Origin of the sequence: Gordonia rubripertincta (assembly GCF_038024875.1) — a bacterium.
Classification (GTDB): domain Bacteria; phylum Actinomycetota; class Actinomycetes; order Mycobacteriales; family Mycobacteriaceae; genus Gordonia; species Gordonia rubripertincta.
Genome location: NZ_CP136136.1, coordinates 3,455,777 through 3,481,987 on the forward strand (window position 1 = coordinate 3,455,777; position 26,211 = coordinate 3,481,987).

A 26,211-nucleotide genomic window follows, 5' to 3' on the forward strand; every position below is an offset into this window, starting at 1 on the left:
ACATCTCAATCAGCGGCCGAAACGACCCGTCACGGTCCGGGGTGACCTTCCACGCCAAGCCACCAGCGACAACAGGTGATTGTCGAGTCACGCCCCGAACCGCGGACGAGCGTCCAAGGCGACTGCCCCGGACGTACTCCAACGTAAAGGTGATTGTGTGCTGTCACCGCTCATGCCGGCGTCCCTAGTTCGTCCAGTCGATGGAGTACATCAGGGATGCGATCCGCGGGGCTGCCGCCTCGACTGCTTCGAAGGGGGCCGGCACCACGCCGTTCTCGCGCGCGTACTGATCCCACTTGGTCGAGAGTCGTTGGACGACCTCGGGGTTCTGGGTCGACACGTCAGCGGTCTCACCGGGGTCGGCGGCGAGGTCGTAGAGCGCGTAGCGACCTGTCCCGCCGGCCACCGCTGGTGCGTAGACGAGCTTCCAGTCGCCCTCGCGGTAGACCCGATGCCCGAAAAGCTCCATACCGAACTCGTCGGTGCCGACACTGTCCGACGTCCCGTCGAGCAGCGGCTTGGCCGAGCCCCCGAGAAGCGGCTCACCGGCAACCGTTTCCGTGCCCGCGTAGTCGGTGAAGGTCGGGTACAGATCCACCACATGCGTGTAGGTGTCTATCACGCGGGGACCCGACGACGAACCACTGTCACCTGGCGTCTTCACGAGGGTCGGCACGCGCGTACCGCCTTCGAAAACGGTTGTCTTGGAATGGAAATATGGACCAGAGGACACTTGCGCGTTCGGTAGTCCGAGAGTCGGGTACGACCCTGGCGCACCGTACGATTCGACGTCGCCGGTGCGCTGATAGTGCTCGTCCTGCCATTCTGCGGCACCCGGTTTGGCGGTCTAGACGGTTCGCGACGCGCTGGCGGCGCCGTTGTCGCTGGTCAGGAGGATCAGCGTGTTGTCGTATTCCCCGGTCTCGCGCAGACGATCCGTCAGTCGGCCGATCTGCTGATCGACGTCGTCGATCATGGCTGCGTACACGGCCATTCGATAGGCGAGGTCGCGGCGTTGCCCCTGATCCAGACTGTCCCATTCGGGTGTCTGTGCCGGCCAACGCGTGGCGACGTCTTTACTGATGAGGCCCCGGTCGGCGAGTCGGTTGATGCGTTCGGTACGCATCGCTTGGAAGTCGTTGTCGTCCAGATACTCGTTGAGATACTTCTGAATCAGCGCCTCGTCCGGCACGTGGAGGGGATCGTGGACCGCGGTGTAGGCCAGATATCCGAAGAACGGCTTGTCCGTCTCCTCGTTCTGGTCGATCATGCGCAGCAACTCATCGGTCTACGCGTGGGTGGAGTAGAAGTCGTCGGGCAACTCTTCGATGGGCTCTCCGTTGCGTTCATAGGCAACCGTGTCCACCGGTGGTACATCGCGGGGAGCGTGCCGCAACTTGTCGGCGTAGTGCGAAGCGGCCCCGTCGTACATGGTGAAATTCTGCTCGAAACCGAGGTCTCGAGGAGTCTGCCCGGGCTCCTCGCCGAGGTGCCACTTGCCGACCTGGAAAGTCGAGTAGTCGGCTCCTGCGAGGACCTCGGCCACACCGGTGTACTCGCCTTCCAGCGTTCCCTTGTATCCCGGAGTTGTCGTCGGTACGCCGGGCGCGGTGAACCCCTCCATCGAACCCAGCCCGACCCGGTGGGGGTCCTGGCCCGTCATCAATGCGGCCCGGGTGGGCGCGCAGACGGGGTAGGCGTGAAAATTCGTGAATTGCAGCGATTCCCGGGCAAGGGAGTCGATGTTGGGGGTCGCTGCATCACCGCCGTAGGGACCGAGGTCGGTGTAACCAAGGTCGTCGAGCAGGACCATGAGGATGTTCGGTTTGTCGGCGGGTTGAGCCGACGGCGTCGGGTCTGAACTCGAGCAGCCACTGGCGGCAACCGCTAGAAGCGCTGAGGCGCACAGAGACGCGCACAGCGTGGAACCACCGGACAATCTGGAACTTACAGTGCGTCGCAAAGGAGAACTCTCTCGTCGTCGAGAAGTCGCGAATGGGTTGCGCGGGTTGGCGCTCGGCTCACCCCGGGTGGATGGCCTGGCCCGACGTCGCGGCAACCACCGGGCTGACATCCATGAAGATGAGGTATTCCGTGATTGCACCGTTCTCGACCCTGGTGCGGGTGACCGCGGGAAGGGTGAACTCCTCACCGTTCTGCATCGTGTAGGTGACCTCCACCCGGAGCGCGGTGATGTTCCCGGATGTGAACTCCTCGAGGATCACGTGGCGCATACCAGCGACGGATCGCAGGTACGTCGCGACCCAGGCCTGGATGTTCTCCCGGCCCGTCACCACGTCGTTGTTTCCCATACGAAAAGCACAGTCGGTGGAGAAGAGGGCGAAGAACGCTGAGATATCCGTGTCAGCGGCTTCGAGAAGGGTGCGCGTCGTCTCGAGTTCGGGGGTGGTGGTCGTCATGGTCATCTCTCTGTCTGATGTGCCGGTTTGGGGGATCACTGCTGGTGACGGGCAGGTCGAGGTTCGGCGCTCAGCCTCGTGCGCAGATGAGTGAAAAATGCTGTGCTGCAATCACAATGGGCCGGGTCGCCCGAACCATCTCTCGGTTCGCCGTAACCCAGTATGTGGCGCGTGACACAAGTACATCGGTTGGCGTCGTATTAAGCACTGGTACACAGAACAGAGGCGCCGCGGCGATTTGGGTCGCAGCCCAAAACCGTCTGGTCTCGACGACATCTGTCAGGGCTCCGTTGTGTGACCTCTCAACCAGCTGTCTATCCGAAGCGCTGCGCGTAGATCGGTTGTGGGTGAGCCGGGCACGTGTCCGCTCAAGGACAGTGCGCGATTGACCCGGTAGGTCACCGTGTTCTTCGAGATATGCTCAACGGCAGCGACCCTGTTGAGGCTGTGATCCATGTCGAGGTACCGGCCGAGCGTCCCACGTAGGTCTGCGGATCGCGGGTCATCGTCTGCGAGTGGACCCAACGTCCGCTTGACGAAGTCCTCGGCCGCCGGCGGGTCGGTGAGCAGCAGGGACTCCAGGCCGACTTCGTAATGGGCGACGGTCAGTCCGGTCCGCTGGGGTCGCCGCAGGTTGATAAGACGCTCGACGGCGCGCGCTTCCAAATGGCTGCGCCGAAATCCCTCGAGCCCCGTACCCGGTTCGCCGATCGCGATGGTCGTCCCGTCGAAGACGGGAAGTGGCCCCTGGGTCGGTGTACCGTGCGTCGGGTTCACCGCACCCCACGCCCAGATCGTCTGCAACCCGATGGGGATGACCAGCACTGCCGAGGCGACGCCCCAGTGACGAAGGGCCGGATCGATCACCGACCGGACGTCGTGATTCGAGTGAGAGCGGCTCGAGGCCACCAAACCCACGTGGTGTGCTTCGACCGAGTAGCCGAGTACTTCGTCCGCACGACCGCGATCGACCGAATCGCCCTCGATGATTTTCTTGACCAGCTCCAGACGCGCCGCCGACACGCCGGCCACGAATGCGTTGCGCTCCTCGAGAAAGGTCGTGGTGGCGACGGAAGTGAAGTGGTCCAGGACTTTGAACAGGAGAACCGAAACACGACGCATCTCTTGGCTGCTATGTGGGGCTGGGACGAGTTGTAGTGCAGCGTCGAGCAATGCCGCCGCCAATACCGCGTAACCGACGCGGATAGTCGCGAGAAGATCATTCAAGTCCAGGCCGCGGCGGGCGAAGTCCTTGGCGACCACTTCTACTTCCGGGCTGGAAAGTTGGGCGTCGGACTCGGCAATTCCCGCGACCAGGGTAAGAGCACGCAGCGCTGTCGACGTGGTCGCGCGGCGGACGGTCTGAAACTGAGCCCCGGTCTGCTCCATAGTCGGCAACTCGCGAACGATCGTTGCGGCGATGTCCTCACCCACCTCAACAGCCCAACTCACTGCGCCGGCGCCAAGTGTGGTTCCAATGCGATCGGCGTCCGGATTAAGCCATTCATCCTCCGGCTGGGACTGGCGGTTCCGATGAAGGCCTTGCGTCCAGTGGGGCATTCGGATCGATCCTTTCGCTCGTTCAGTCGTCCGCACTCGTTGTGGCGTTTGGGCTGTAGCACAGACTCGGGCACGAGTGACTGTGTCTCAGCCGCTGGAAACGGCCGGGTGGAGTGTTCACAATGGGTTGGAACACAGTGACCAGCACCACACCGAACGTCCAGCGGTCGGCCTCGCCACCGAACAGACGTCAGCAGCTTTCAGCCCTACTTGCGGATTATTGTCCACAACAGCGACCTGGTGATATAACAAATAACGACTGTAGCGTGTGAGGTAGATCACCCGCATAACGCCAGGTTCGTCAGCCGGATCGGCTGGTAGTCGCTCCGGTTCTCAGAAAGGCACCCAGTGAGTCATCCATTCAGCGACGAGACGCAAACGGCCGTCTCGGACCCGTCGTCCGTTGCTCCCGACGCCGGCGTCCGCCGGTCGGTCATCATCGCCGGGGCAGGTCCCGTCGGCATGACCCTCGCGCTTGAGCTCAGCCTGTATGGAGTCAAATCGACGCTCGTCGAGCGCAATGCTGTAACAACGACATTCCCGAAAATGGATCTCACGAACGCCCGCAGCATGGAGTTGCTGGACCGACTGGGAATCGCCGAGGAGATCCGAGCAGCCGGTGTGGCTGCGCATCACTCGCACGACGTCGTCTTTGCGACCTCTATGGCAGGACGACAGATCGGGCACTGGAAGTATCCGAGCGTCGACGGCATGACGGCATGGATCGAGTCGGTCAACGATGGCACGACGCCGTCGCAGGCATGGCAACGCGTAACTCAGATCGAGGTCGAGCGCTTACTGATGCGTCGTTGCCAGGCCGACGACAACATCGAGGTCCTCCGACCGTGGCGGGTCGATGCCGTCACTCAGGACGACTCCGGCGCGCATGTTCAGATCACCTCGGCGTCGACTTCTGAGGTACTCGCGCTCGAGGCCGATTACGTCGTCGGTTGCGACGGCGCAGGATCTGTTGTCCGGCGTGCCATGGGACTCACCATGGAAGGTGAACGCGGTGTCATCTCGTTCTGCCAGGTCCATTTCAAGTCCCGCGATCTCGAGACCTTGCACGCGCATGGCCAGTTCTGGCACACCTTCTTCGTAGGCGGAGGCGTGGGCGCGATCATCGCCCAGGACGAGCGCGACACCTGGACCCTGCAGACGAGCGCGATCACGGACGGTGTCCGTACCGAGGACATCGACAAGCAGGAGTTGCTGAACGCCGCATGTGGCCGTCGCCTCGAGATCGACGAGGTACTGCAGAGCAGCGTCTGGCATGCGAATGTGCTTGTCGCCGATAGGTATCGGGACGGGCGTCTGTTCGTGGCCGGTGATGCCGCCCACGAGGTGATCCCCACTGGCGGATATGGTCTCAACACCGGATTCGGCGACGTGTTCAACCTCGGTTGGAAGCTGGCGGCGGTCGTGAACGGAGCCGGCGGGGACGTCCTGCTCGACAGCTACGAACTCGAGCGGCGCCCGGTCGCGGTCACTGCGCGGGACTGGTCGTTCAAGCACCTCAATGTCCATGTGAAGGCTCAGCAGCTCATCGACCTCGATCTCATCGACGCCGAGGGCCCGGAGGGCGACCAGCACCGTCGTGAACTGTTCGACTACTTCGCGTCTAACACCGGGGAGCATGAGAGCTACGGCGTCGAAATGGGTTACCGCTACGACGGATCGCCCGTTGTGGTCGCCGACGACAGCCCGCTGAGCGTGGTCGACGGTGAGGCCTACGCGCCGTCCACCCTCGCCGGCGCCCGCGCACCTCACGTACGCCTCGCCGACGGGCGTTCGATTCACAAGCACTTCCGCGACCGGTTCACGCTGGTCTCCTTTGTCGGAACCGATGCCGCCGACGCTCTGGTCCGAGAGGCTGCGGCCGCCGGCTTGCCCCTGCAGGTCGTTGCGATAGACGACGCCAACGCGCGCGCGGTCTATGAGCGCGATCTCGTCCTCGTGCGGCCGGACGGTCACGTCGCGTGGCGCGGCGACGCCCTACTCGACAACGTCGCCGGCCTCGTCCGCATTATCAGCGGCCGGGTGGAGGCCACCGTCGAAACCGCTGCAGCAGCGGTCTGAGCGCCAGAACGGGACAACATCATGGACATCGTTATTCTCATCGGACGAATCCTGTTCGCCGCCATCTTCATCGGCGGTGCGCTGGGACATTTCACCAACACCGCGGCGATGAGTCAGTACTGCGAGAGCAGCGGACTCCGCCCGGGACGTGTGTACGTGATCGGCAGCGGCATCTGGATGCTCGTGGCGATCATCTTGATCGTCCTGGGGGCCTGGACGGATCTCGGGGCGTTGATGCTCGTGGCCTTCCTCATCCCCTCCGCCGCGTTCATGCACGCATTCTGGCGTCACACCGACGTCGAGATGCGCATGAACGAACAGATCCAGTTCAGCAAGGACATCTCCCTCGCCGGCGCTGCACTGTTCTTGTTCGGCTTCGTCGTATCGACAGGTGACTCACTGGGTCTCACACTCACCGGCCCGCTCTTCTCCTGACCATTCGGCGCGCTGACCGTCGCGCCGTTCGACCATGCACTACAGAAAGAAGTGATCATGTCCGAATACCCCCGCCGGCCGCGTCCGGTCATCGCTCCCAAGTTCCACCACGCAACGTTCCTCACGCTGAAGTTGCACGAGATGGTCTCCTGGTACGAAACCGTATGTGGCCTGACTCCAGTGCATTACGCAGAGACCGCTGCATGGCTGACCAACGACGAAGCCAATCATCGCATCGCGCTGATCGCACACCCGGCGATCAAGAAGCCGATCGACAAGCCGACCAGCGCAGGTTTGCACCACACCGCATTCGAATACGGCACTTTCGATCAGTGGCTCGACAACTACAGCCGCCTCAAGGCGGTGGGTATCGAGCCGTTCATGTGCCTCGATCACGGACTGACGATGTCGATGTACTACGCCGACCCCGAAGGCAACGGCGTGGAAATCCAGGTCGACGCGTTCGACAGCTGGGGTGAGTCGAAGGAGTGGATGTGGGCCTCGCGAGAGTTCGCCGAGAATCCCATCGGAGAGTGGTTCGATCCGGACAAGTTGGTCGAGGCTCGCGCGAGCGGTCTGGGGAAGGACGAGATTCACCAAGGATGCCGTGAAGGCAAGTATCTTCCCGAGACTCCCCGCGGGGACATCCTTCTCCCCGAGGCGTACTGACTGACGGCAGTAACATACGCAACACGACGCGCCGGTGGCGGTGCGGTTGGCACATCCAACCGCACCGCCACCGGCGCTTCATGTCCAGGGCGTCACCGTTCGGGCGCGGCGCCGGCACTCGGCGGTCAGTATCGACCACAGGTCAAAAAGCTATGGGATCCAGTGCACGGAGGGCGATCTCCTCGTTGTCGTCGAGGTGTTGACGGGTGGCCACCGCGACGGTGTCGGCATCGCCGGTCAACGTCGCCTGAAGCAGCGCGTGGTGCGTGTGCCATCGACGATCGGGCTCGTTCGGATCGGAGTCGAGCCCCGCAAAAGCCAACCGAACGTAACGTTCGGCCGCATGCCACAATCCCTCGAGGATTCGCAGATCCCATTCTGTCGCAGCAGGTTTGAGGAGTTGTTGATGAAAAGCATGGTGAGCGTCGTAGACGTCGTCGATGTCCAGGCTGGCGTCGGCGAACACCGCCAGGTGCTTCTCCGCTTGCGCGATGTCCTGCTTGGTGAGCAACGCGCTTGCCCGTCCTGCGAGTTCGGGCTCGATCTGTCGCCGTAGCCGATAGATGCCGTGCAGATCGTCGTGACTGAGGGGGGCCACCATCGCGCTCTTGCCCGGACGGATGACTACCAGACCCTGCGCCTCGAGTTCACGGAGGGCTTCGCGGACGGGTATGAAACTGACGCCGAGCTGGGCCGAGACCTTGCGCAGTGAGAATGCCTGGCCTGCCCGGAGGTCGCCGGACAAGATTGCCCTACGAATCTCCTTGGCCACCTGATCGGGCACCGACACTGTGGTCAGCGACCGCAGTGGCAGAGCCTCCTCGTCGGCACGTGCCGTAGCCATGGTCGTCACCTCTCCTCCGATAGACCGCGCAATGATATAACGGCCGTTTCGCTACGGCTCGTCTTGGCGATCGGCGGCCAGCGCCTCGATCAACGGTGTCACGCGGTACGGGACCATGTCACGCATCACCAGGCCCGTCGTGGTCCGCTTGACGCCTCGGATGGCCAAGATGTCGCCGGCCACCCGATACAGGTCCTCTACGTTTCGCGCGACGACGTGGATGAGCAGATCCGCGACGCCGCTGAGTCCGTGGACTTCGACGACCTCAGGAACTTCCGACAGCGCGTCCGCAACCGAATCAAGCCGTCGCTGACGGACATTCGTGAACACGAACGCATGAATCGGATAACCCAACGCCGCCGGGTTCACCCGCCGCTCGAAAGAATACAAGGTTGCGGACTGCTCCAACTTCGCGATTCTGGCCTGCACTGTGTTCCGCGACAGGCCGGTGTGTTCGGCGAGCGCCAAGGCGGTGGCCCGCGGGGCGCCCTTCAAGGCCAGGAGCAGTCGCGCATCAATGGCGTCGGCGAGTCCGAATCTTGGCATATTGCACCCCTCTTCGATGGGTCTCTGCAGCATAGTGTGCACAGTGCGCATGGTGGAAGCAGACTATTGCGCACTTCTCGTTGATAGTTCACTGTTATAACAACAGTTTCGTCGGAGGGTGTCACCCACGCCGCGTCTGATGATCTGCCGCTTCGCACCCCGGTGGCCATCCAGCCTTGCAACCGGCCCGCTTTCGAGATCCGACGGCGTCAGCGACTCCATCGCGCATTCCATTCTCAGGAGCTATAAATGTCCACAACGCACAAGGCCGAGATCGGGTCCGAGACAGTCTTCCCGCGGGCGGCTGACATCGACCCCCGGGTTCTCGATGAGGTTGCCGAACAGGTTCTTTGGCTGTCGACGGCGATCATCCATCACGCAAACCGGGTGCGGCCGAACACGAGTGGCCTCAAGGTCGGTGGCCACCAGGCGTCGAGCGCGTCGATGGTGGCGATCATGACCGCGCTGTGGTTTGAGCAGTTGCAGGCCGGGGACCGGGTGTCGGTGAAGCCGCACGCGTCGCCGGTGCTGCACAGCATCAACTATCTCCTGGGCGATCTCGAAGAGAAGTACCTGACCACGCTCCGTGAGTACAAGGGGCTGCAGTCCTACCCGAGTCGTTCCAAAGACCCCGACACCGTCGATTACTCCACGGGATCGGTCGGAATCGGCGCCACCGCACCGATTTGGGCGGCTATCGCGCGCCGCTATGTGCAGACCGCCATGGGCACCGCCGGGAGCGGCCGCCAGTACTCCTTGGTCGGTGACGCCGAACTCGACGAAGGTGCGGTCTGGGAGGCGATCCTGGATCCGGGCGTTGCCGAACTGGGCGAGGTGGTCTGGATCGTCGACCTCAACCGACAGTCGCTCGACCGCGTCGTCCCCAACATCGCCGCCGGACGCCTGGAGAAAATGTTCGACGCCGCCGGGTGGCAGGTCATCACCGTCAAGTTCGGCGCGCTGCTCGAGTCCCTTTTCGCCCGGCCCGGCGGGCAGGCCTTGCGGACCCGCATCCTGGACATGCCCAACGCCGAGTACCAGCGTCTGCTGCGGTGCACGCCGGAACAGGTCCGCGATCGTCTGCCGGGTGACGGGCCGGGCAGCAGCGAGATCACGGGCTTGATCGCTGACCTCGATGACTCGACACTGTCCGCGGCGATCCGCAACCTCGGCGGCCACGACATGGCTGCCTTGATCGAGGCCTACCGCCAGATCGACGACACCCGGCCGACCGTCATCATCGCCTACACAATCAAGGGCTACGGGCTGCCGACCGAAGGCCACCCGCAGAACCACTCGTCCCTGCTGAGCGTCGAGGAGTTCGAACAGTTCGCCGGCCGCCTCGGTCGCGACGCCGACAATCCGTGGGGGCGCTTCGACGAGGACTCGGAATTGGGTCGGCTCTGCGCGACGACCGCCGAGCGTTTGAAGCGCGACGCGATCCCGGCGCTGAACACACCCGAGGTTCCCGCCGACAGCGGACGTACCCCGAAGGGCACGGCCAGCACGCAGGCCGGCCTGGGACGCGTGCTCCTCGACCTGACCCGCAGCGCCCCGGAGGTCGCTGAGCGAGTCGTCACGGTCAGTCCCGACGTGAGCAGCACGACGAACCTCGCCGGTTGGGTCAACAAGGTCGGCGTGTGGTCGGCCGCCGAGCGCAAGAACTGGTTCGACGACGACCCCGAGACGCTGATGCACTGGCGTGAAAAGCCGACGGGGCAGCACATGGAGCTCGGCATCGCGGAGACCAACCTGGTCGGCCTGATGGGCGAGCTGGGGGCGACCTGGAGCCGTTGGGGCGAGCCGATCTTTCCGATCGGTGTCATGTACGACCCGTTCGTCGAGCGCGCCCTCGAGCCCTGGTCGTACGGCATCTACGCGGGTGGGCAGTCGATCTTGATCGGTACCCCCTCGGGCGTGACGCTCGCGGCCGAAGGCGGTGCGCACCAGTCGATCAAGACCCCGTCGATCGGACTGGAGCAGCCCGGCTGCATCTCGTATGAGCCGGCGTTCGGCATCGACGTCGAATGGACCCTGCTGGCCAGTATCGGCCGTCTGGGACGTCCGAACGGGACGTCGGCCTACCTCCGGTTGTCGACGCGCCCGGTCGATCAGTCTCTGGCCAACGTCCCCACCGACCCAGCCGCACGCGAGCGTCGTCGACGCCAGGTCGTCGCAGGCGGATACCCGCTGATCCGGCGACCGGACGCGAGCCTGACCATCGTCGCCATGGGCGCGATGATGCCGGAGGCCATCGCCGCAGGTGAACGCCTGGAACAGGCCGGGGTCAACGCCGACATCCTGTGCGTCACCAGCCCGGGACTCCTGTTCGAGGCAGTGCAGGCCCGGCGGGGCCAGGGCGAAGCAGACACCTGGATCCTCGACCAGCTGCTGCCCGCTGAGCGCGCAACTCCGATGGTCACCGTCCTCGACGGTCACCCGCACACGCTGACGTTCCTCGCCGGCGTGAACCGCGTTCCCTCGGTGTCGCTCGGCGTCAGCCAGTTCGGGCAGGTCGGATCACTCGAGGACGTCTACCGCCACCACGGCATCGACACCGACAGCATCGTGCGGGCCGCGCTAGACGTCCTGCCCGAATAGTCCTCTCCCGATCCGAAGCGATACAGCCCCAACCGATTCGCCGCCCGGCCACCCACCTCGCAAGGACACACGATGACCAGTACCCAGTCCGCGACGACCGTTCACATGCCTGCCCTCGGTGAGAGTGTCGAGGAGGGCACCATCACCCGATGGCTTAAAGAACCCGGCGACCGCGTTGAGGCCGAGGAGGCGCTCCTCGAGGTCTCGACGGACAAGGTGGACACAGAGATCCCGTCGCCGGTCGGCGGGATCCTTGTGGAGATCCTGGCGTCCGAGGACGACGTGGTCGCGATCGGTGCGGACCTGGCCGTCATCGACACCGAGGGAGGCTCGTCGACGGAATCAGCAGGCGCACCCGACGGCGACACGGACCGGGGTCCGTCGTCAGAGGCCGACGACCGGACACCAGAGCGCGCTCGGCCGCCGGCTCCCAAGCAGCCGGAACTGGAACCCTCGAAACCGGAACCCGCTGCTGCCCCGGCCCCCGAGGCGACCGCCCCGAAAGCCGAAACCGCCTTGGGTTCGGTGAACGGGGCAGCGCAGAAGGCTCCGGAGAAAGTGCAGCACGCCGCGGCCCCGGAGCCTCGCGACCTCAAAGAGGGTGCCAGTAAGTCTATTTCGGCGTCCCCGTCCGTTGCGAGGGGCTCGCTGGAGACGGTGACCGACAAGCTTCCGCGTATCCGGCGCACGATCGCCGCTCGCATGGTCGAATCGCTGCAGACCTCGGCGCAACTCACCACGGTGCTCGAGGCCGATGTCACCTCGGTCGCCGACCTTCGCCGCGCCCACAAGGACGAGTTCTACGCGCGCGTGGGCGTCAAGCTCTCGTTTCTGCCCTTCTTTGCGAAGGCGGCGGTCTCCGCGCTGTCCGACCACCGTGTTCTCAACGCCTCGCTGAACGCCGACGTCACCGAGATCACTTACCACGGTCGGGTCCACCTCGGCGTTGCGGTTGACAGCGACAAAGGGCTCATGGTTCCGGTCATTCGTGACGCCCAGGATCTCAGCATCGAGGGTCTTGCACGCGCGATCGCGGACAAGGCCGAGCGCGTGCGTGCGGGCAAGATCGGGCCGGACGAGCTCGGCGGCGGGACGTTCACTCTGACGAACACCGGTAGTCGCGGAGCATTGTTCGACACCCCGATCATCAACCAGCCGCAGACGGGAATTCTCGGCACCGGCGCAGTCGTCGAGCGGGTTGTACCGTCCCGCCGCGACGGTGCTTTAAGCCTTGACGTCCGCTCGATGGCGTACCTGTCCATCTCTTATGACCACCGCGTCGTCGACGGGGCCGACGCCGCGCGGTACCTCACCACGATCAAGAACCGACTCGAAGGCGGGTTCCATGCGAGCGACCTCTACTGATTTACAAGACGCAGGCGCACTCCCCACCACCGCCGATCGCGAGATGCTGCGATGGGCAGTCAAGTGGCTGCCGTTCGAAACAGGGGACGAGTACATCTTCCCCGACTTCGGCGTCACGCCGGCTGTGTTCTACCACCGGATCAACATGCTGATCTCCACCGGTGCCGCGAACCATATCGAGCCCGGACTACGAATGCGCCTGCGCAGACACTGTTCCAGCAAGATCACCCGACTCAAGAATGCCCAGCGTATCGCCTCACTCCTAGGGTGACAACGGCACCGACCCACCGACAAACCCGCAGTATAAGGACAACTGTCATGACAACTCTGGACGCCGATGCAGCGCCTCGTCGACGGCGTGTGCGTCCGACCCCGAACGATCTGGCCGGCACCCGTACTGGCGCCGACCCGCGCGACCGCATGCGGATGAGTGGCGCCCTCGCGCTCGTCTGCGGTCTCGAAGCGCTCCATGTGGAGGCTGTGTTCGGGATGCCGACTCCCGACCTCCTCCCTGTATGGGAGCCGCTGTCTGACTCGCCCGGGGTGCGCGCCGTCCGTGTGAGGCACGAGCAGGGCGCCGGCCACGCTGCGGCGGGTTACGCCGCTTCGACGGGTCGAACCGGTGTGTTCGTGGCGGGGGCGGGAGCGGGTGCCACCAACTCGATCACCGCGCTTGCCGATGCCAACATGGATTCGGTCCCGGTCGTCGCGATTGCCGTTCAGGTCGACCGCGACGACATCGGGACGGACTCGTCCCGTGACGTGGACGTCATCGGCATCACGCGTTCGATCACCAAACACAGTTTCCTGGTGACCGACGCCGGCGACCTGCCGCGGATTCTGGCCGAGGCCTTCCACATCGCGGCGACGGGCCGGCCCGGCCCGGTGGTCGTCGCCGTTCCCTCCGACGTGCTGTCGGCCACGACCACGTTCGACTGGCCCGCAGAGGTTGACCTCCCCGGATACGAGTTTCCCACAACGGTTTCCGACGATTCGATCTGGTCCGCCGCGGAGGAGATCCTCGCCGCAAGCGCGCCCGTGTTGTACGTCGGGGGAGGTGTGGTGCGAGCGTCCGCCGCAGATGCGTTGCGTGAACTCGCCGAGCTGACCGGCATCCCGGTGGTGACCACGCTGATGGCGCGAGGCGCCTTCCCGGACGGCCATCCGCTGCATTACGGGATGCCCGGGATGCACGGCTCCGTCGCCGCGGTGGCGGCGCTGCAGAAGAGCGATCTCATCGTCGCGCTCGGCGCGCGATTCGACGATCGGGTGACCGGTGCGGCACGGTCGTTCGCGCCTGATGCTCGCGTGATCCATGTCGACATCGATCCGGCCGAGATCGGCAAGAACCGGCGCGCGGACATCGGCATCGTCGGACACGCGCGGACCGCGATCAGGGCCTTGAGCAGAGCTTTGCGACCCGAGCTTGCCCGCGGCCGGAAGCCTGACATCGGTCACTGGGTGGGCTACCTGGATCGGATGCGCACCGACTATCCGCTGAGCTACGACGATCCGGCCGACGGTTCACTGTCACCCGAGCGGGTCATCGAAACCGTGAGCAAGCTGTCCAGCAGCGGGACGATCTTCGCGTCCGGTGTCGGACAGCACCAGATGTGGGCGGCGAACTTCGTCCGCTTCGATGCACCGAGAACGTGGTTGAACTCCGGAGGCCTCGGGACCATGGGGTACTCCGTCCCGGCGGCTATCGGCGCCCAGGTCGGGAACCCCGACCGCGAGGTCTGGGCCGTCGACGGCGACGGCTGCTTCCAGATGACGGGCCGCGAACTCGCGTGCGCGGCGGAGGAGGGGCTGCCCATCAAGGTGGCGCTGATCAACAACGGGAATCTTGGCATGGTCCGCCAGCTGCAGACGGTGCACTACCAGGGCCGTCACCACAGCGTCGACCTGGCCACCCTGACCCGACGGGTGCCGGACTTCGTCGTCTTCGCCGAGGCTCTGGGCTGCGTGGGTCTGCGCTGCGAGCGGCGGGATCAGCTCGAGGAGACGATCGAGCTGGCGCGGGCGGTCACCGACCGTCCCGTGGTCATCGACTTCGTCGTCGGCGACGACTTGATGGTGTGGCCGATGATCGCGGCGGGGGCGAGCAACAACGAGATCCTGGTCGCCGACGGGATCCGGCCGCTGTTCGACGGCCTCGAGTGACTGCACAGGCTGTGTCGCGGTGGAAACCCCACCGCGACAAAGCTCTTCAGCCGTGGTGTGATGCCAGTACCGACAGGTCACGACTTTTCAGCAGCCATTGACCATCCTGCTCAACCAAGACATCGGCAACCGAAGCGAGTGCGTTGGGGATGCAGGGGCTTTCGCCGGACAGCAGGTACAGCGTCACGTTGTATGAGAGATGGACTTCGTTGCCGCTCGCTGGGCCGACCATTCGGACGTCGCTGACGGTATGGAGCGTGCGACGCCCCATACCGTCCCGAGCGCCCATGATTTCGCGGATGTTCTCGCGTCCGTGCATTTCGTCAGGGCCGAGCCGTTGGCGCCCATCCTCCACGAACAGGTCGGCGACGGACCCGCGTTGATCGGCGTCGGCCCGTGCGTACGAGTCCGCGATCACCTGCTCGCAGGCGAGGAGGGCCGAGAGCACGCGTCCATCGATCTCCTCCGGGGGCGTTGACTTCGTACTCGTCACCGGGCAGCCTCGGTTGTGCGCAACTTGCCGGCGAAGTCCGCGAATCGATTCAGGTAGTCGCCGAGGAACTCTCGCGCAGAATCTTGCAGGGTTCCGTCTGGGCGAAACGGTTCTGAACGCGTGGACAGATAGGCCTCGCCGCCGAGGACGGCGGCCCCTAGTGCTCCGAGCACCTGACGCAGGTGTAGTTGTCCTGCCGCCGTAGAGATCGCGCCCGGCGAGATCCCCGTGAGAGCTACAGGTTTGTCCAACCACGCGTTCGCGTGTGGGGGCTTCGAGCCCCAGTCGATGGCATTCTTGAGTACCGCGGGGACCGACCGGTTGTACTCGGGCATCACCATCAAGATCGCGTCGAATCCCCGGATCTTGTCGGTGAACACCTCGACCGGAGAAGGTCGGTCCGGCTCGAGGTCGCCGTTGTACATCGGCAGTTCGCCGAGCGCGACCTCGGTGAACGAAAGGCGTTCGGGGACAAGGCTAGCCATTGCGGACGCGAGTTTTCGGTTCACCGATTCGCGGCGTAGGCTTCCTACGAGGACACCTACCTCGATTGCTGGGTCAGGCACTGGCTACCTTTCGTCGCTGACAATGCTAAAGAATCCGTTATCGCGGCGGTCGAGGAGCGGTCACGCAGATGTCGAGTCAACGACCCACTCGCCGGCCGGAGGGCATTCAGTCGGGACTACGTATGGGATGGTTGTCACTCAACCGCTACTGTTATAACATATGTCACCACGGCGAAGCTGTCCAGAGCTCTGGCCGAACCGCCACTCTCGGTCACGAACGTTGAGGCCGAGCACATGCCTACTCCGTCAGCGAGGACACCAATGCGGATCGTCAACCAATCCCATCGACTGATGATCGACACCGGGGACGGTGTCGTGGACGTCGAGAAGGTCAGCGCCGGAAAGTTCAGCAGCGACATCCAGTCTGTGTACGGCCGGTGGGACGAGTTCCTGGACTGGGCCTCGAGCGCTGACCTGTCTTCCACGACCCCCCTCCGGGCTGGTGAGCTCGGAGCGCCGGTTCCGCGTCCGGGTCAGGTGTTCGCTGTCGGCCTGAACTACGCCGACCACGCCGCCGAAGCGAATATCCCGCACCCAGACGCTCCGGTCATCTTCACCAAGTTCCCGGCCTCGATCGCGGGTCCGTACGACACGATCGAGCTACCGAGTGATCTGGTCGATTTCGAGGTCGAGCTGGTCGCCGTCATCGGTGCGCCGGCCCGCGATGTGGCGCTTGAAGACGGCTGGGCACACATCGCTGGCTTGACCTTGGGGCAGGACGTGTCAGAACGTGGGGTCCAGCTGGCCGGTCCCACCCCGCAGTTCAACCTCGGCAAGTCGTTCGCCGGCTTTTCGCCCATCGGACCGGCCGTCGTAACCCTCGACGAGTTCCACGATCCCGACGACGTCGAGGTGTCGACGACCCTCTCCGGCGAGCTCATGCAGGGTTCGAGCACTCGCCACCTCATCTTCTCCGTGCCCGCCCTCGTCGCGTACCTCTCGGCCTTCGTCGAGCTGCGGCCCGGTGACCTGATCTTCACCGGAACCCCGTCCGGAGTCGGATTCACCCGGGATCCGAAGCGACTCATCACGACCGAGGACGAGCTCGTGAGCAACGCTGATGTGATCGGTGAGATGCGGCATCGGTTCATCTCCTCGACACGCCCGCACCCAGCCGCAGTGCTGGCCGAGGCCCCGCATGTGACAGGAGCCGACAAGTGACGACCAGTCCCGAGGTTCTGTGGACCCCGTCACCAGACCGGGTCGCCGCGACCCGCATGTCCGACTATCAACGCTGGCTGACCAGTGACCGGGAGGTCCGCACCCAAGGGTTCGGCGAACTGTGGCAATGGTCGGTCGATGACCCGACGGCTTTCTGGGATTCGATCTGGACCTACTTCGACGTCCTTGCATCGGCGCCACCGAGGGCAGTGCTCGAGGATGCTGACATGCCCGGCGCCGTGTGGTTCCCGGGTGCCCGGTTGAACTGGGCCGAGAACATCTTGCGCCGTGCCGACAGGGACGACCCGGCGATCATCGCACTCCACGAATCGGCATCGGCTCTCACAACTACCTGGCGCGAGCTGGAACAGCGGGTAGCGAATGTCGCGGCCGGCTTCCGACGCCTCGGGGTTCGGCCAGGAGACCGCGTGGCCGCGGTGTTGCCGAATATCACCGAGACAGTGATCGCCGTGTTGGCCACCGCCAGCGTGGGCGCCGTGTGGTCGTGCTGTGCGCCTGATTTCGGGGTCAAGGGACTGGTCGACAGATTTGCGCAGATTGAGCCGACGATTCTAATCGGCGTCGACGGTTATCAGTTCAACGGCAAGGTCCTAGACCGGCGTGAGACCGTCGAGGCGCTGGCCGCGGAACTGCCGACCGTCCGCCACACCGTGATGGTCCGCAACCTTGGCGACAAGAAGCTCGAATTCCTCGACGGTGTCCTCGATTTCGCTGACCTCGCGGTGGGAGACGCAGCCCCGGAATACGAGCAGGTACCGTTCGACCATCCCCTGTGGGTGCTCTACAGTTCCGGGACCACCGGTCTCCCGAAGGGGATCGTTCATTCCCATGGCGGAATTCTGCTCGAGTCGCTCAAAGCCAATGCGTTGCACTACGACCTGGGTCCCGACGACCGGGTGTTCATTGCCGCGAGCACCGCCTGGGTGGTGTGGAACATGCTGATCGACGCGATGACGACTGGGTGCGCCATCGTCACCTACGACGGCAGCCCCACGCTCGGCCGCCCAGACCACCAATTCGAGATCTGCGCCGAACACCGGGTGACACGATTCGGGACCGGAGCTGCATACCTGACCTTGTGCGAGAGGGCCGCAGCAAGACCGGGAAGGGATTTCGATCTGACCGCGCTGCGGTCGATCATGTCCACCGGCTCGCCGCTGCCGGACACGACGTGGCGCTGGGTCTATGAACATGTGTCCGAGGATGTCCAACTGGGTTCGGACAGCGGTGGCACCGACGTTGCCACGGCCTTTATTGGGGCGAATCCGATGTCACCCGTGGTCACCGGCGAACTGCAAGGGCCCTGCCTGGGGGTGGCGGTGGAGGCATGGAACGATGTCGGCGAGCCGGTCATGGACCAGGTCGGCGAGATGGTGATCACCGCGCCGATGCCGTCGATGCCGATCTACTTTTGGAACGACCCGGAACAAATCCGTTATCGCGGCGCGTACTTCGAGGATTTTCCCGGAGTGTGGCGGCACGGGGACTGGATCACACGGACCGCCCGAGGTACCTTCCAGGTTCACGGTCGATCCGACTCGACGCTCAACCGTGGCGGTATCCGTATGGGTTCCGCAGACGTCTATCAGGCTATCGAGACACTGCCCGAGATCGCGGAATCACTTGTCATCGGCGCCGAACTACCGGGCGGCGACTACCACATGCCGTTGTTCGTCGTGTTGAAGCAGGGTCACGAGCTCACTGACGAGCTCATCGAGAAGATCCGAGACACCGTCCGCCGCAACGTATCCCCTCGACACGTACCCGATGACATTCTCGACGTACCGGCAATACCGGCCACCAGGACGGGTAAGCGCCTCGAGATTCCGGTGAAGAAGCTGATCCAAGGGATGCCACCCGAGGCGGCCATCAACCGGGCGACCGTCGCTGACTCTCGGTCCTTGGACTGGTATGTCGACTACGCGCAGCGGTTCCAAGCCGCTCGTGCGGCGGCACGTCGAGATCGTTGAGCGGAGGCCGGGATCTACTGTCTCGGGTCGTCGCGCCGGCGTGAAGACCCGCGGGGTGCGCCGTTCATCAGTCGGCGGCTGCGAGCCACTCATAGATCATCAACGCCACCCGAAGCCGGGTGGTCGGCCCACCCTCGGGATGATTGCACACAGATAGGGCCTGTTGCACCCGGTAGGTCACTGTATTACGTGAGATCTGCTCCAGGTTGGCTACTTTGGAGATGCTTCGATCCGCATCGAGGTAGCGGCTCAGCGTGCTGCGCAACTCGGCCATACGTACATCGGGATCAGCGAGTGCACCCCAGATGCCGGTCGACAAAACTCTGGGCTGAAGCAGGATCGGCAAGGGCGAGAGCAAGCATGTCGAGGTCTTGGTGTGTCGCCACAACCGCACGGTGGGGGGAATCTGGACGGAGGCCGATCAGCCGCTCGATGCTACGTGCTTCGAGATGACTGCGTCGGAATCCTTGAAGACCCGCGCCAGGTTGGCCGACAGCGATCTGCAGACCCTCGATCGAGGGCAAAGCGAGACGTCGCCGATGGGGCGTGTGTATCGCCGCCCACGCCCATATAGTTCGCGCACCCACCGGGATGACCAGCGTGCCCGACGGCGTGCCCCAGCAGGAGCCAGTTCCTCGACGGTCGTTCGAAGGTCGCGATCGGTCAGGCCCACTTGGGGATCGGTCCACGCGATCATCGCCAAATGGCTGCCGGCGAGCGGGTAGCTCAATAGCGAGTCCGCCTGGAGAAGGTCGATCGGCGAGTCCTTCAGAATCGTCTGCACGAGGTCGAGTCGAGCCGCGGAAACACTCGCTGCCCAATGTTCCTGCGCGCGCATGAACGACGTGGTCGCACCGCTCGAGAAGTCGTCCATCGCCTCGAAGAGGAGCACCGACACTCGGCGCACTTCTGCTGTGGCGTCGGAGGCGTTCTCGGCTGCGCCGTCCAACAAGGAAGCAGCCAGCTCGGCGTAGCCGACGCGAATGGAGCTGCAACAGGTCTTCGAGTTCGAGACCGCGCCGCGCAAAGTCTGCTGCAATCTCTGTTTCCTCGTCGCTGGTCAAACTGTCGGATTCTGCGGACAACCCAGCTACCAATGTCAACGCCCGCAGTGTCGTGGACGTGGTCGCCACCCGCAAGGCGTCGAAGTGCGGGGCCGAATCACCCAGCACCGGAATCTCTTCCGTGATTCGCACAGCGATACGTGTGCCCACCTGCACCGTCCAGCGGGCCACCTCGTCACCGAGCTCAGCTCGCACCACAAGACCGTCGCGACCCAACGAGTCGATGTCTGCCGCGAAGTGGCCCTCTGGGGTCAACCTACTCGTCCAGTGAGCTACCACGTGCTCATCACTCCCAAGTCCACCCGTCTGACCGGCGCTTTTGGTCTCGAGCTCAAAGTGAACGACGAACTCTGTGCCCTGACCAGTGGTAACCGCGATCACATCAGTATGTCATGTGTGTCAGGAGCCACACGCGATTGACGAACGTGGCGAGTGATCAGGAGTTGCCATGTCCAGCACGCGGACGTTCGCTCACGTCGTGTTCCAAACAGGCGGTCTCGCCCAAGTGGGTTATTGGTACTACACGGTACTGGACGCGCACGCTCCTGATGAGATCGCCACTCAAGAACGGGCGCTGGCCGCGAGTCCGGATCTTTCAGACCCCATGGCCCTTCTCGCTGGCGTCTGACCCCCATGGGCGGTCAACACTCACCATCACCGCAACTCCCGCGCGGCGACCGCCGCCGACGTAAACAACGAAAGTGAAGGAACAGCGATGACCACCATCGAAACCCCCGTCCTCATCATCGGAGGTGGGGGATGCGGACTGACCAGCTCCATCTTCTTGTCCAACCACGGTGTCGACCATCTGCTCGTCGAGCGTCACCAGGGCACCTCGATCCTGCCCAAGGCGCACTACCTGAACCAGCGCACCATGGAGGTATTCCGTCAGCACGGCATCGCTGACGCGCTCTACGAGGTCGGCGCGCCGATCGACAAGTTCGGCCAGATTCGCTGGATGACTTCTCTGGGCGGCGACGGACCACTCGACCGCAAAGTTATCCACCGCATGGACGCCTTCGGCGGCGGCGAGCTCGCCGAGCGCTACCAGGCGGACAGCCCCGTCCTTTCGACGAACTACCCACAGCTTCGACTCGAGCCGTTGCTGCGTAAGGAAGCCGAGAAGCGGGCTCCCGGACAGATCCGTTACAACCACGAAGTTCTCGGCTGGTCGCAGACCGATGATGGAGTCACGGCTGAGGTGGTCAACCGGGACACCGATGAAAAGTTCACGGTCAACGCGAAATACGTGATCGCCGCCGATGGTGGAAAGACCATCGGCCCCCGCGAAGGCGTCGAGATGGTGGGCCCCACCGACATGGTCGACATGGTCAGCACCCACTTCACCGCCGATCTGTCCGAGTACTGGGACGACCACACCCTGATCACCTGGTTCCTCAATCCGGAGGGTGAGAACTCCTGGGGCGCGGGCGCGATGGTCCAGATGGGACCGACCTGGGGCCGCAACTCCGAAGAGTGGGTCGTGCACTTCGCCTTCCGGCCCGACGATCCCGAGCGCTTCAACGAAGAAGCCATCGCACCACGGCTGCGTGAACTCCTGCGACTGCCCGAGGTCGAACTCCAGGTGCACAAAGTCAGTCACTGGATTCTCGACCGGATCGTCGCTGACCGCTGGAGGATCGGGAACATCTTCCTTGCCGGTGACGCCGCGCATCGCCAACCGCCCACCACCGGACTGGGACTCAACACGGGAATCCAGGACGCGCACAACCTGACCTGGAAGCTCGCCCAGGTGCTCTCGGGGTCTGCCACGGATGCGCTGCTCGACAGCTACGAATCCGAGCGCAAGCCAGTCAGCACGGACGGCGCCGACTGGGCGCTGATGGCCTTCACCAACCACACCGTCATCGATGCCGGGATCGGCCTCACCCCCGGCGCCCCGCTGGAAGCGAACATCGCGGCGTTCCATGCTCTATTCGCCGACGGCCTCCTAGGAGACGCGTTGCGTCACCGAGCCGCCATCGCCATCGGCACACAACGCGCCGAGTTCCAGGCACACGACGTCGAGATCGGCTTCCGCTACGACAACGGAGCAGTGGTTCCCGACGGCACCCCGCCCGCACCCCGATCGGCCAGCGGCACCATCTACACCCCGACCACCCGCCCCGGGCACCGGCTACCCCACGCCTGGGTCACCAAGGACGGCAACCGGGTTTCAACCCACGACCTGACCGGTAACGACGGATCGTTCGCCCTGATCGCCGGAACCGATGCTGACGAATGGTCGCGCTCCGCAACCGTGGCCGCGGACAAGTTCGGCATCACCATCAAGGTCGCGCGCATCGGCGTCGACCTCGACGACACCGACGGCGTCTGGGGCGAGGTCGGTGAGATCGGCAACGCCGGCGCCGTGCTCATCCGGCCCGACAACCACGTGGCTTGGCGCGCCCTGGACCGAGACGCACAGCCTGAGCAGACCCTCACGGCGGCATTGGAAACCATCCTCAGCCGATCCTGAAACGACCCGGGGCGGTGCGTGGAACACTCCGTTACGCACCGCCCCGCGCGTCGTGCGCTGCCTGCCCCACCAGATACCTAGGCCAGACCCAGCGAAAACTCCGCAATCCCCGATTTGGTTGACACATCAACGACTCCGAGTACAGTGGTTGATATGTCAACATCTGTCTTGTTCGGAATGCTGGGAGTTCTGTGATGACCAATTGCGGCCACTCGATCCGGACCGGCGTCGAGGTGACGGGGGCGCAGGACCCCCGGTTGACTGCCGACCTGGCCCGGGCAGCTGAACAACATGGTTACGAGGTAATTTTCGTCGCTGACTCAGCCGACACCGGTTTAGACGCCCTGACTCTTGCTGCATGGTCAGCAGGGGTGACCACCACCGTGAATGTAGTCCCCCGGTTGGAGGCGACTACTCGACCTGCGTCCGTTGTTGCGCGGGCGACGAGCAGCCTGCAGTTGCTTTCGGACAATCGAGCGGCGGTCGCGTTTACGCGCGACCCCGCGACGACAGAAGTCGACTGGATCGACGAGGCAGTCTCCGTCATCCGCTCGTTGCATGACACGAACGGGCCCGGCCGCGTCAGTCGAAGCGGCACTCATCACCGCCTGGCCGGTGCCGAACCCGGCCCGAGCCTCGACCGCGAGGTCCCCATCTGGATCTCGGGATCTGACTCCTCGATCGCGGCGGTGTCGGGCCGACTGGCTGATGGCTGGATGGCCGACTTCGGCGACTACGATCCAGCCCGGCTCGCCGAACTACACAGCGCTGTGGATCATGCGGCCGTCGAGGTCGGCCGCGACCCCCGCGAAATACGACGCGGAGTGACGCTGCCTGGTGGATCGGAAATCGACTCATCAGCCCTCGTGTCGTCGGTGGTCGATCACGGCGTGAGCCTCTTCGTACTTCGCATCGACGCGACACACGGCATCGACGTCGTCTCGCGCGACATGCGTGCCTTCTTCATCACCGTCTCCGCCGCACGGGCCGAGGTCGAGACCGTCCTTCCGGCGAACTCACTCTCCTCGAAGCGTTTTCGTCGTCACGATGTCCGTGCCCGGCGTCGGGCCGGGATCGGCTACGACGAGATCCCGGAGGATCTCGTGGGCGGTGCGGTCGAACCGGGTGATCCCGCCTTCGGGACGCTCCATTCGACGTACCTACGCGGGGGTGACCCCGGGCTCGTCCTGAGGCCGAGGACGGTTTCGGAAGTAGCCAGTGCGGTGAGCTTCGCAGGCACGCACCGGCACCTTCCACTCGGGCTGCGCAGCGGCGGTCACGGCATCAGTGGCAGATCCACGAACGACGGTGGACTGGTCATCGATGTCGGGGCACTCAACGACATCACGGTCCTCGACGAGGCCACTCGACTGGTCCGCATCGGGCCCGGCGCCCGATGGCGCGACGTCGCCACCACACTCCAGCCGTTCGGCTGGGCGTTGAGCTCGGGCGACTACGGCGGGGTGGGTGTGGGTGGCCTCGCCACCGCCGGCGGCATCGGATTCCTCAGCCGCGCACACGGTCTGACCATCGACCATCTCCGAGCTGTTCTGGGCAGCTCGCGGAGCAGGTGCGAACTTCGGCGTCGCGGTGGCCTTCGAGTTCACCGTTGACGAGGTCGACAATGTCGGGTGGGCTCAACTGGCGTTCGACGCCCCGGACCCAGCGGCCTACCTCCGAGACTTCGGCCGTGTAGCCAAGGACGCCCCGCGCGAGACCACCCCGTTTCTGATACTGGGACAGGGGACAGCGCAGGTGATGGCGATGGTCGACTCCACCGATCCGTCGGTGATCGTCGACCAGTTGCAACCATTCGCAGAGATCGCCCCGCTCGTGCAACAGCAGGTCGTCATCGCGCCGTACGCGGCAGTAATGACCATGTTTCCCGAGTCACCCCATCACGGTCGCGGTGAACCGGTGTCGCGCTCCGCGTTTACGGACGAGATCACTGCCGGGTTCGCCTCGGCGTCAGCGGATCTGATTCGATCGGGTGCGTCTCACTGGTATCAGATCCGGACCGTCGGAGGAGCGGTCGGCGATGTGCCGTCGGATGCGACTGCGTACGCCCATCGCGACGCGAACTTTGCGTTGTCGGTGATGGGAAGCAATGCCCAGCGTGTCGACCGATGGTTCGAACCCATTCGCCGGCAGTCCAACGGTCTGTACCTCAGCTTCGAAAGCGACCGCGATCCGGCGCGACTCACCGACGCCTTCCCGCCGGCCACTCTGAAGCGACTGCGGCGACTCAAGGCGAAGCTGGACTCCGACAACTTGTTTCAGGACAACTTCAACGTCACACCTGCCCAGCACGACAACCGGAGGATCTCATGACCACAGGCGGAGCCGTCGACTACGGCCACGACCTGCTGTTCGGCACATTCGTCACGCCGGTCAGCCAACCCGTCCATCGAGCCGTCGAGCAGGCTGTGGTCGCCGATCGGGCGGGCATGGATCTCGTCACGTTCCAGGATCACCCTTACATCCCCACCTTCCACGACACCTCGACCTTGCTGGCGTACGCCGCAGCACGTACCGAACACATCCACCTCGCGGCCAACGTCGCCAACCTCCCACTCCGACCACCGGCCGTACTTGCGCGCGCCACGGCCACACTCGACCAGCTCAGCGGTGGTCGAGCAGAGCTGGGAATCGGCGCCGGTGCATTCTGGGACGGCGTGGCAGGCATGGGCGGACCGAAGCGGACCCCCGGGGAATCCGTCGTCGCGCTGGAGGAGGCCATCGCCATCATCCGAGCCATCTGGGACACCGACGATCATTCCCGTCTCTCGATCAGCGGCGAGCACTACAGCGTCGACGGCGCCAAACGTGGCCCGGCACCGGCGCATTCGGTCGGAATCTGGGTCGGCGCCTACAAGCCCCGGATTCTTCGACTGGTCGGGCGCACTGCCGACGGTTGGTTGCCGTCGATGCAGTACTTGGAGAATGGGCTCGGCCAGCTCACCGACATGAACCGGCACATCGACGACGCCGCTCGGGCGGCGGGTCGCGATCCGCGGGACATCCGTCGTTTCCTCAACATCGGAGGCCGGTTCAGCACCCCAGGGCGGCGGCTTCCTGCAGGGCCCGCCGGCTCAGTGGGTGGAACAGCTCACCGAGGTCGCGATGACGTACGGCACAAGCGGATTCGTCCTGGCGTCGGACGACACCGTCACGACCCAGACATACGCCGCCGAAGTTGCACCGGCAGTCAGAGAAGCAGTCGCCGCCGCCCGGACTGAGCGATCTTCATGACAGAGTGGCTCGACGCCGACGAGCACCGGACCTGGCGAAGTGTGCTGAGGATGCACGCGCAGCTGACGGCCGCATTGGCGCAGGACCTCCGGACGAATTCTGACTTGTCCATCGCGGACTATGAAGTTCTCGCCATCCTCTCTGAAGCGCCGGAGGGCCGTCTGCAGGCGCTCGACTTGCGATGCGAACTCCAGTGGGAGAAAAGTCGGCTGGCGCACCAACTGCGGCGGATGGAGGAGCGCGGCGTCGTCCGGCGCGAGGCCTGCACAGATGACCGTCGTGCCCAGCTCGTCTGCATCACCGAGAAAGGGCAGACCATTCTCCGCCGCGCGGCGCCCGCACACGTCGACCGTGTCCGTGAACTGTTTTTCAACGCACTCACGCCGTCGCAATCACTGGCCATGCGACAGGCCGCCGAAGCGGTGCTCGACAATCTCAGAGCTTTTCGATCTGATGATCCACGGTTGACCAGGTGACCGTGGGCAAGAAGTGCTCCTCGATAGAGTGAGGTGAACCGGACGAG

General features: G+C 64.3%; 23 protein-coding genes and 2 pseudogenes. 15 read left to right on the forward strand and 10 right to left on the reverse strand.

The window, feature by feature from the left end; translation table 11 throughout:
• Nucleotides 1-184: 184 nt before the first annotated feature.
• The 4 genes and pseudogenes from RVF83_RS15725 to RVF83_RS15740 all read right to left on the reverse strand — a co-directional run bounded on the left by RVF83_RS15725 (nucleotide 185) and on the right by RVF83_RS15740 (nucleotide 3,980).
• Nucleotides 185-622 carry a hypothetical protein gene (locus RVF83_RS15725; protein ID WP_341261947.1) on the reverse strand — a complete coding sequence of 146 codons (438 nt, stop codon included), beginning with the start codon at nucleotides 620-622 and terminating at the stop codon, nucleotides 185-187.
• Between the two features lie 225 nt (nucleotides 623-847).
• Nucleotides 848-2,074 (reverse strand): annotated as a pseudogene (locus tag RVF83_RS15730) (sulfatase-like hydrolase/transferase).
• Nucleotides 2,022-2,420: a nuclear transport factor 2 family protein gene (locus tag RVF83_RS15735; protein WP_174351906.1), complete on the reverse strand. Its 399-nt coding sequence runs from the start codon at nucleotides 2,418-2,420 to the stop codon at nucleotides 2,022-2,024. Before RVF83_RS15735 ends, RVF83_RS15730 begins: the two are co-directional and overlap by 53 nt.
• A 279-nt stretch (nucleotides 2,421-2,699) precedes the next feature.
• The gene (locus RVF83_RS15740) at nucleotides 2,700-3,980 is read right to left on the reverse strand and encodes a helix-turn-helix domain-containing protein (protein WP_005199846.1); all 1,281 of its coding nucleotides are present in this window, start codon (nucleotides 3,978-3,980) and stop codon (nucleotides 2,700-2,702) included.
• A 348-nt stretch (nucleotides 3,981-4,328) separates the two neighbouring features.
• Here RVF83_RS15740 and RVF83_RS15745 point away from each other — a divergent pair, with 348 nt between their 5' ends.
• From RVF83_RS15745 to RVF83_RS15755, 3 genes are read left to right on the forward strand one after another with little or no spacing between them, the layout of a single operon-like run.
• Nucleotides 4,329-6,059 (forward strand): FAD-dependent monooxygenase, encoded by a 1,731-nt coding sequence (locus RVF83_RS15745; RefSeq protein WP_005199845.1) that lies wholly within the window; start codon nucleotides 4,329-4,331, stop codon nucleotides 6,057-6,059.
• A gap of 21 nt (nucleotides 6,060-6,080) precedes the next feature.
• Nucleotides 6,081-6,494, forward strand: coding sequence for a DoxX family protein (locus RVF83_RS15750; protein ID WP_005199844.1), 414 nt, complete (start codon nucleotides 6,081-6,083; stop codon nucleotides 6,492-6,494).
• 57 nt (nucleotides 6,495-6,551) lie between these two features.
• Nucleotides 6,552-7,163, forward strand: coding sequence for a VOC family protein (locus tag RVF83_RS15755; RefSeq protein WP_005199843.1), 612 nt, complete (start codon nucleotides 6,552-6,554; stop codon nucleotides 7,161-7,163).
• 142 nt (nucleotides 7,164-7,305) lie between these two features.
• On the opposite strand, the gene RVF83_RS15760 is transcribed toward RVF83_RS15755, so the two are convergent.
• Nucleotides 7,306-8,007, reverse strand: coding sequence for a GntR family transcriptional regulator (locus RVF83_RS15760; RefSeq protein WP_005199842.1), 702 nt, complete (start codon nucleotides 8,005-8,007; stop codon nucleotides 7,306-7,308).
• Nucleotides 8,008-8,058: 51 nt separating this feature from the next.
• Nucleotides 8,059-8,553: an Lrp/AsnC family transcriptional regulator gene (locus tag RVF83_RS15765; RefSeq protein ID WP_005199841.1), complete on the reverse strand. Its 495-nt coding sequence runs from the start codon at nucleotides 8,551-8,553 to the stop codon at nucleotides 8,059-8,061.
• 249 nt (nucleotides 8,554-8,802) lie between these two features.
• Between RVF83_RS15765 and RVF83_RS15770 the strand changes: the two genes are divergently transcribed.
• The 4 genes from RVF83_RS15770 to RVF83_RS15785 all read left to right on the forward strand — a co-directional run bounded on the left by RVF83_RS15770 (nucleotide 8,803) and on the right by RVF83_RS15785 (nucleotide 14,682).
• Complete coding sequence (locus RVF83_RS15770) at nucleotides 8,803-11,154, forward strand: transketolase-like TK C-terminal-containing protein (protein ID WP_005199840.1); 2,352 nt, start codon at nucleotides 8,803-8,805, stop codon at nucleotides 11,152-11,154.
• A 72-nt stretch (nucleotides 11,155-11,226) separates the two neighbouring features.
• Nucleotides 11,227-12,519, forward strand: coding sequence for a 2-oxo acid dehydrogenase subunit E2 (locus RVF83_RS15775; RefSeq protein WP_005199839.1), 1,293 nt, complete (start codon nucleotides 11,227-11,229; stop codon nucleotides 12,517-12,519).
• Nucleotides 12,500-12,790 carry a DUF3263 domain-containing protein gene (locus RVF83_RS15780; RefSeq protein WP_005199838.1) on the forward strand — a complete coding sequence of 97 codons (291 nt, stop codon included), beginning with the start codon at nucleotides 12,500-12,502 and terminating at the stop codon, nucleotides 12,788-12,790. The genes RVF83_RS15775 and RVF83_RS15780 overlap by 20 nt, the downstream gene beginning before the upstream one ends.
• A 47-nt stretch (nucleotides 12,791-12,837) precedes the next feature.
• Nucleotides 12,838-14,682 carry an acetolactate synthase large subunit gene (locus RVF83_RS15785; protein ID WP_083877556.1) on the forward strand — a complete coding sequence of 615 codons (1,845 nt, stop codon included), beginning with the start codon at nucleotides 12,838-12,840 and terminating at the stop codon, nucleotides 14,680-14,682.
• 46 nt (nucleotides 14,683-14,728) lie between these two features.
• Here RVF83_RS15785 and RVF83_RS15790 read toward each other — a convergent pair whose 3' ends face one another.
• On the reverse strand, nucleotides 14,729-15,175 hold the full coding sequence (locus RVF83_RS15790) for a nuclear transport factor 2 family protein (RefSeq protein ID WP_157226863.1): 447 nt from the start codon (nucleotides 15,173-15,175) through the stop codon (nucleotides 14,729-14,731).
• Nucleotides 15,172-15,741: an NADPH-dependent FMN reductase gene (locus tag RVF83_RS15795; protein WP_005199835.1), complete on the reverse strand. Its 570-nt coding sequence runs from the start codon at nucleotides 15,739-15,741 to the stop codon at nucleotides 15,172-15,174. Before RVF83_RS15795 ends, RVF83_RS15790 begins: the two co-directional genes overlap by 4 nt.
• Before the next feature lie 261 nt (nucleotides 15,742-16,002).
• Between RVF83_RS15795 and RVF83_RS15800 the strand changes: the two genes are divergently transcribed.
• Both RVF83_RS15800 and RVF83_RS15805 read left to right on the forward strand, forming a co-directional pair.
• The gene (locus tag RVF83_RS15800) at nucleotides 16,003-16,902 is read left to right on the forward strand and encodes a fumarylacetoacetate hydrolase family protein (RefSeq protein ID WP_005199834.1); all 900 of its coding nucleotides are present in this window, start codon (nucleotides 16,003-16,005) and stop codon (nucleotides 16,900-16,902) included.
• Between the two features lie 56 nt (nucleotides 16,903-16,958).
• On the forward strand, nucleotides 16,959-18,893 hold the full coding sequence (locus tag RVF83_RS15805) for an acetoacetate--CoA ligase (protein WP_051989336.1): 1,935 nt from the start codon (nucleotides 16,959-16,961) through the stop codon (nucleotides 18,891-18,893).
• A 67-nt stretch (nucleotides 18,894-18,960) separates the two neighbouring features.
• Here the strand turns inward: RVF83_RS15805 and RVF83_RS15810 are convergent, their stop codons facing one another.
• Entirely contained in the window at nucleotides 18,961-19,167 is a 207-nt protein-coding gene (locus RVF83_RS15810) for a helix-turn-helix domain-containing protein (protein WP_005199832.1), read from the reverse strand.
• A 147-nt stretch (nucleotides 19,168-19,314) separates the two neighbouring features.
• On the reverse strand, nucleotides 19,315-19,932 hold the full coding sequence (locus RVF83_RS15815) for a hypothetical protein (protein WP_005199831.1): 618 nt from the start codon (nucleotides 19,930-19,932) through the stop codon (nucleotides 19,315-19,317).
• A gap of 473 nt (nucleotides 19,933-20,405) precedes the next feature.
• Between RVF83_RS15815 and RVF83_RS15820 the strand changes: the two genes are divergently transcribed.
• The 6 genes and pseudogenes from RVF83_RS15820 (at nucleotide 20,406) to RVF83_RS15845 (ending at nucleotide 26,164) form a co-directional block, all read left to right on the forward strand.
• Nucleotides 20,406-20,585: a hypothetical protein gene (locus RVF83_RS15820; protein WP_005199829.1), complete on the forward strand. Its 180-nt coding sequence runs from the start codon at nucleotides 20,406-20,408 to the stop codon at nucleotides 20,583-20,585.
• Nucleotides 20,586-20,672: 87 nt separating this feature from the next.
• Nucleotides 20,673-22,436, forward strand: a complete 1,764-nt coding sequence (locus RVF83_RS15825; protein ID WP_005199828.1) for an FAD-dependent monooxygenase — start codon at nucleotides 20,673-20,675, stop codon at nucleotides 22,434-22,436.
• A 194-nt stretch (nucleotides 22,437-22,630) separates the two neighbouring features.
• Nucleotides 22,631-24,049, forward strand: coding sequence for an LLM class flavin-dependent oxidoreductase (locus RVF83_RS15830; protein ID WP_005199827.1), 1,419 nt, complete (start codon nucleotides 22,631-22,633; stop codon nucleotides 24,047-24,049).
• A complete protein-coding gene (locus RVF83_RS15835) occupies nucleotides 24,027-24,767 on the forward strand; it encodes a hypothetical protein (protein WP_005199826.1) in 741 nt (246 codons plus the stop codon). The genes RVF83_RS15830 and RVF83_RS15835 overlap by 23 nt, the downstream gene beginning before the upstream one ends.
• A pseudogene (locus RVF83_RS15840) lies at nucleotides 24,764-25,688 on the forward strand (LLM class flavin-dependent oxidoreductase). Before RVF83_RS15835 ends, RVF83_RS15840 begins: the two are co-directional and overlap by 4 nt.
• Nucleotides 25,685-26,164 carry a MarR family winged helix-turn-helix transcriptional regulator gene (locus RVF83_RS15845; protein ID WP_005199824.1) on the forward strand — a complete coding sequence of 160 codons (480 nt, stop codon included), beginning with the start codon at nucleotides 25,685-25,687 and terminating at the stop codon, nucleotides 26,162-26,164. The pseudogene RVF83_RS15840 and the gene RVF83_RS15845 overlap by 4 nt, the downstream one beginning before the upstream one ends.
• Nucleotides 26,165-26,211: the final 47 nt, after the last annotated feature.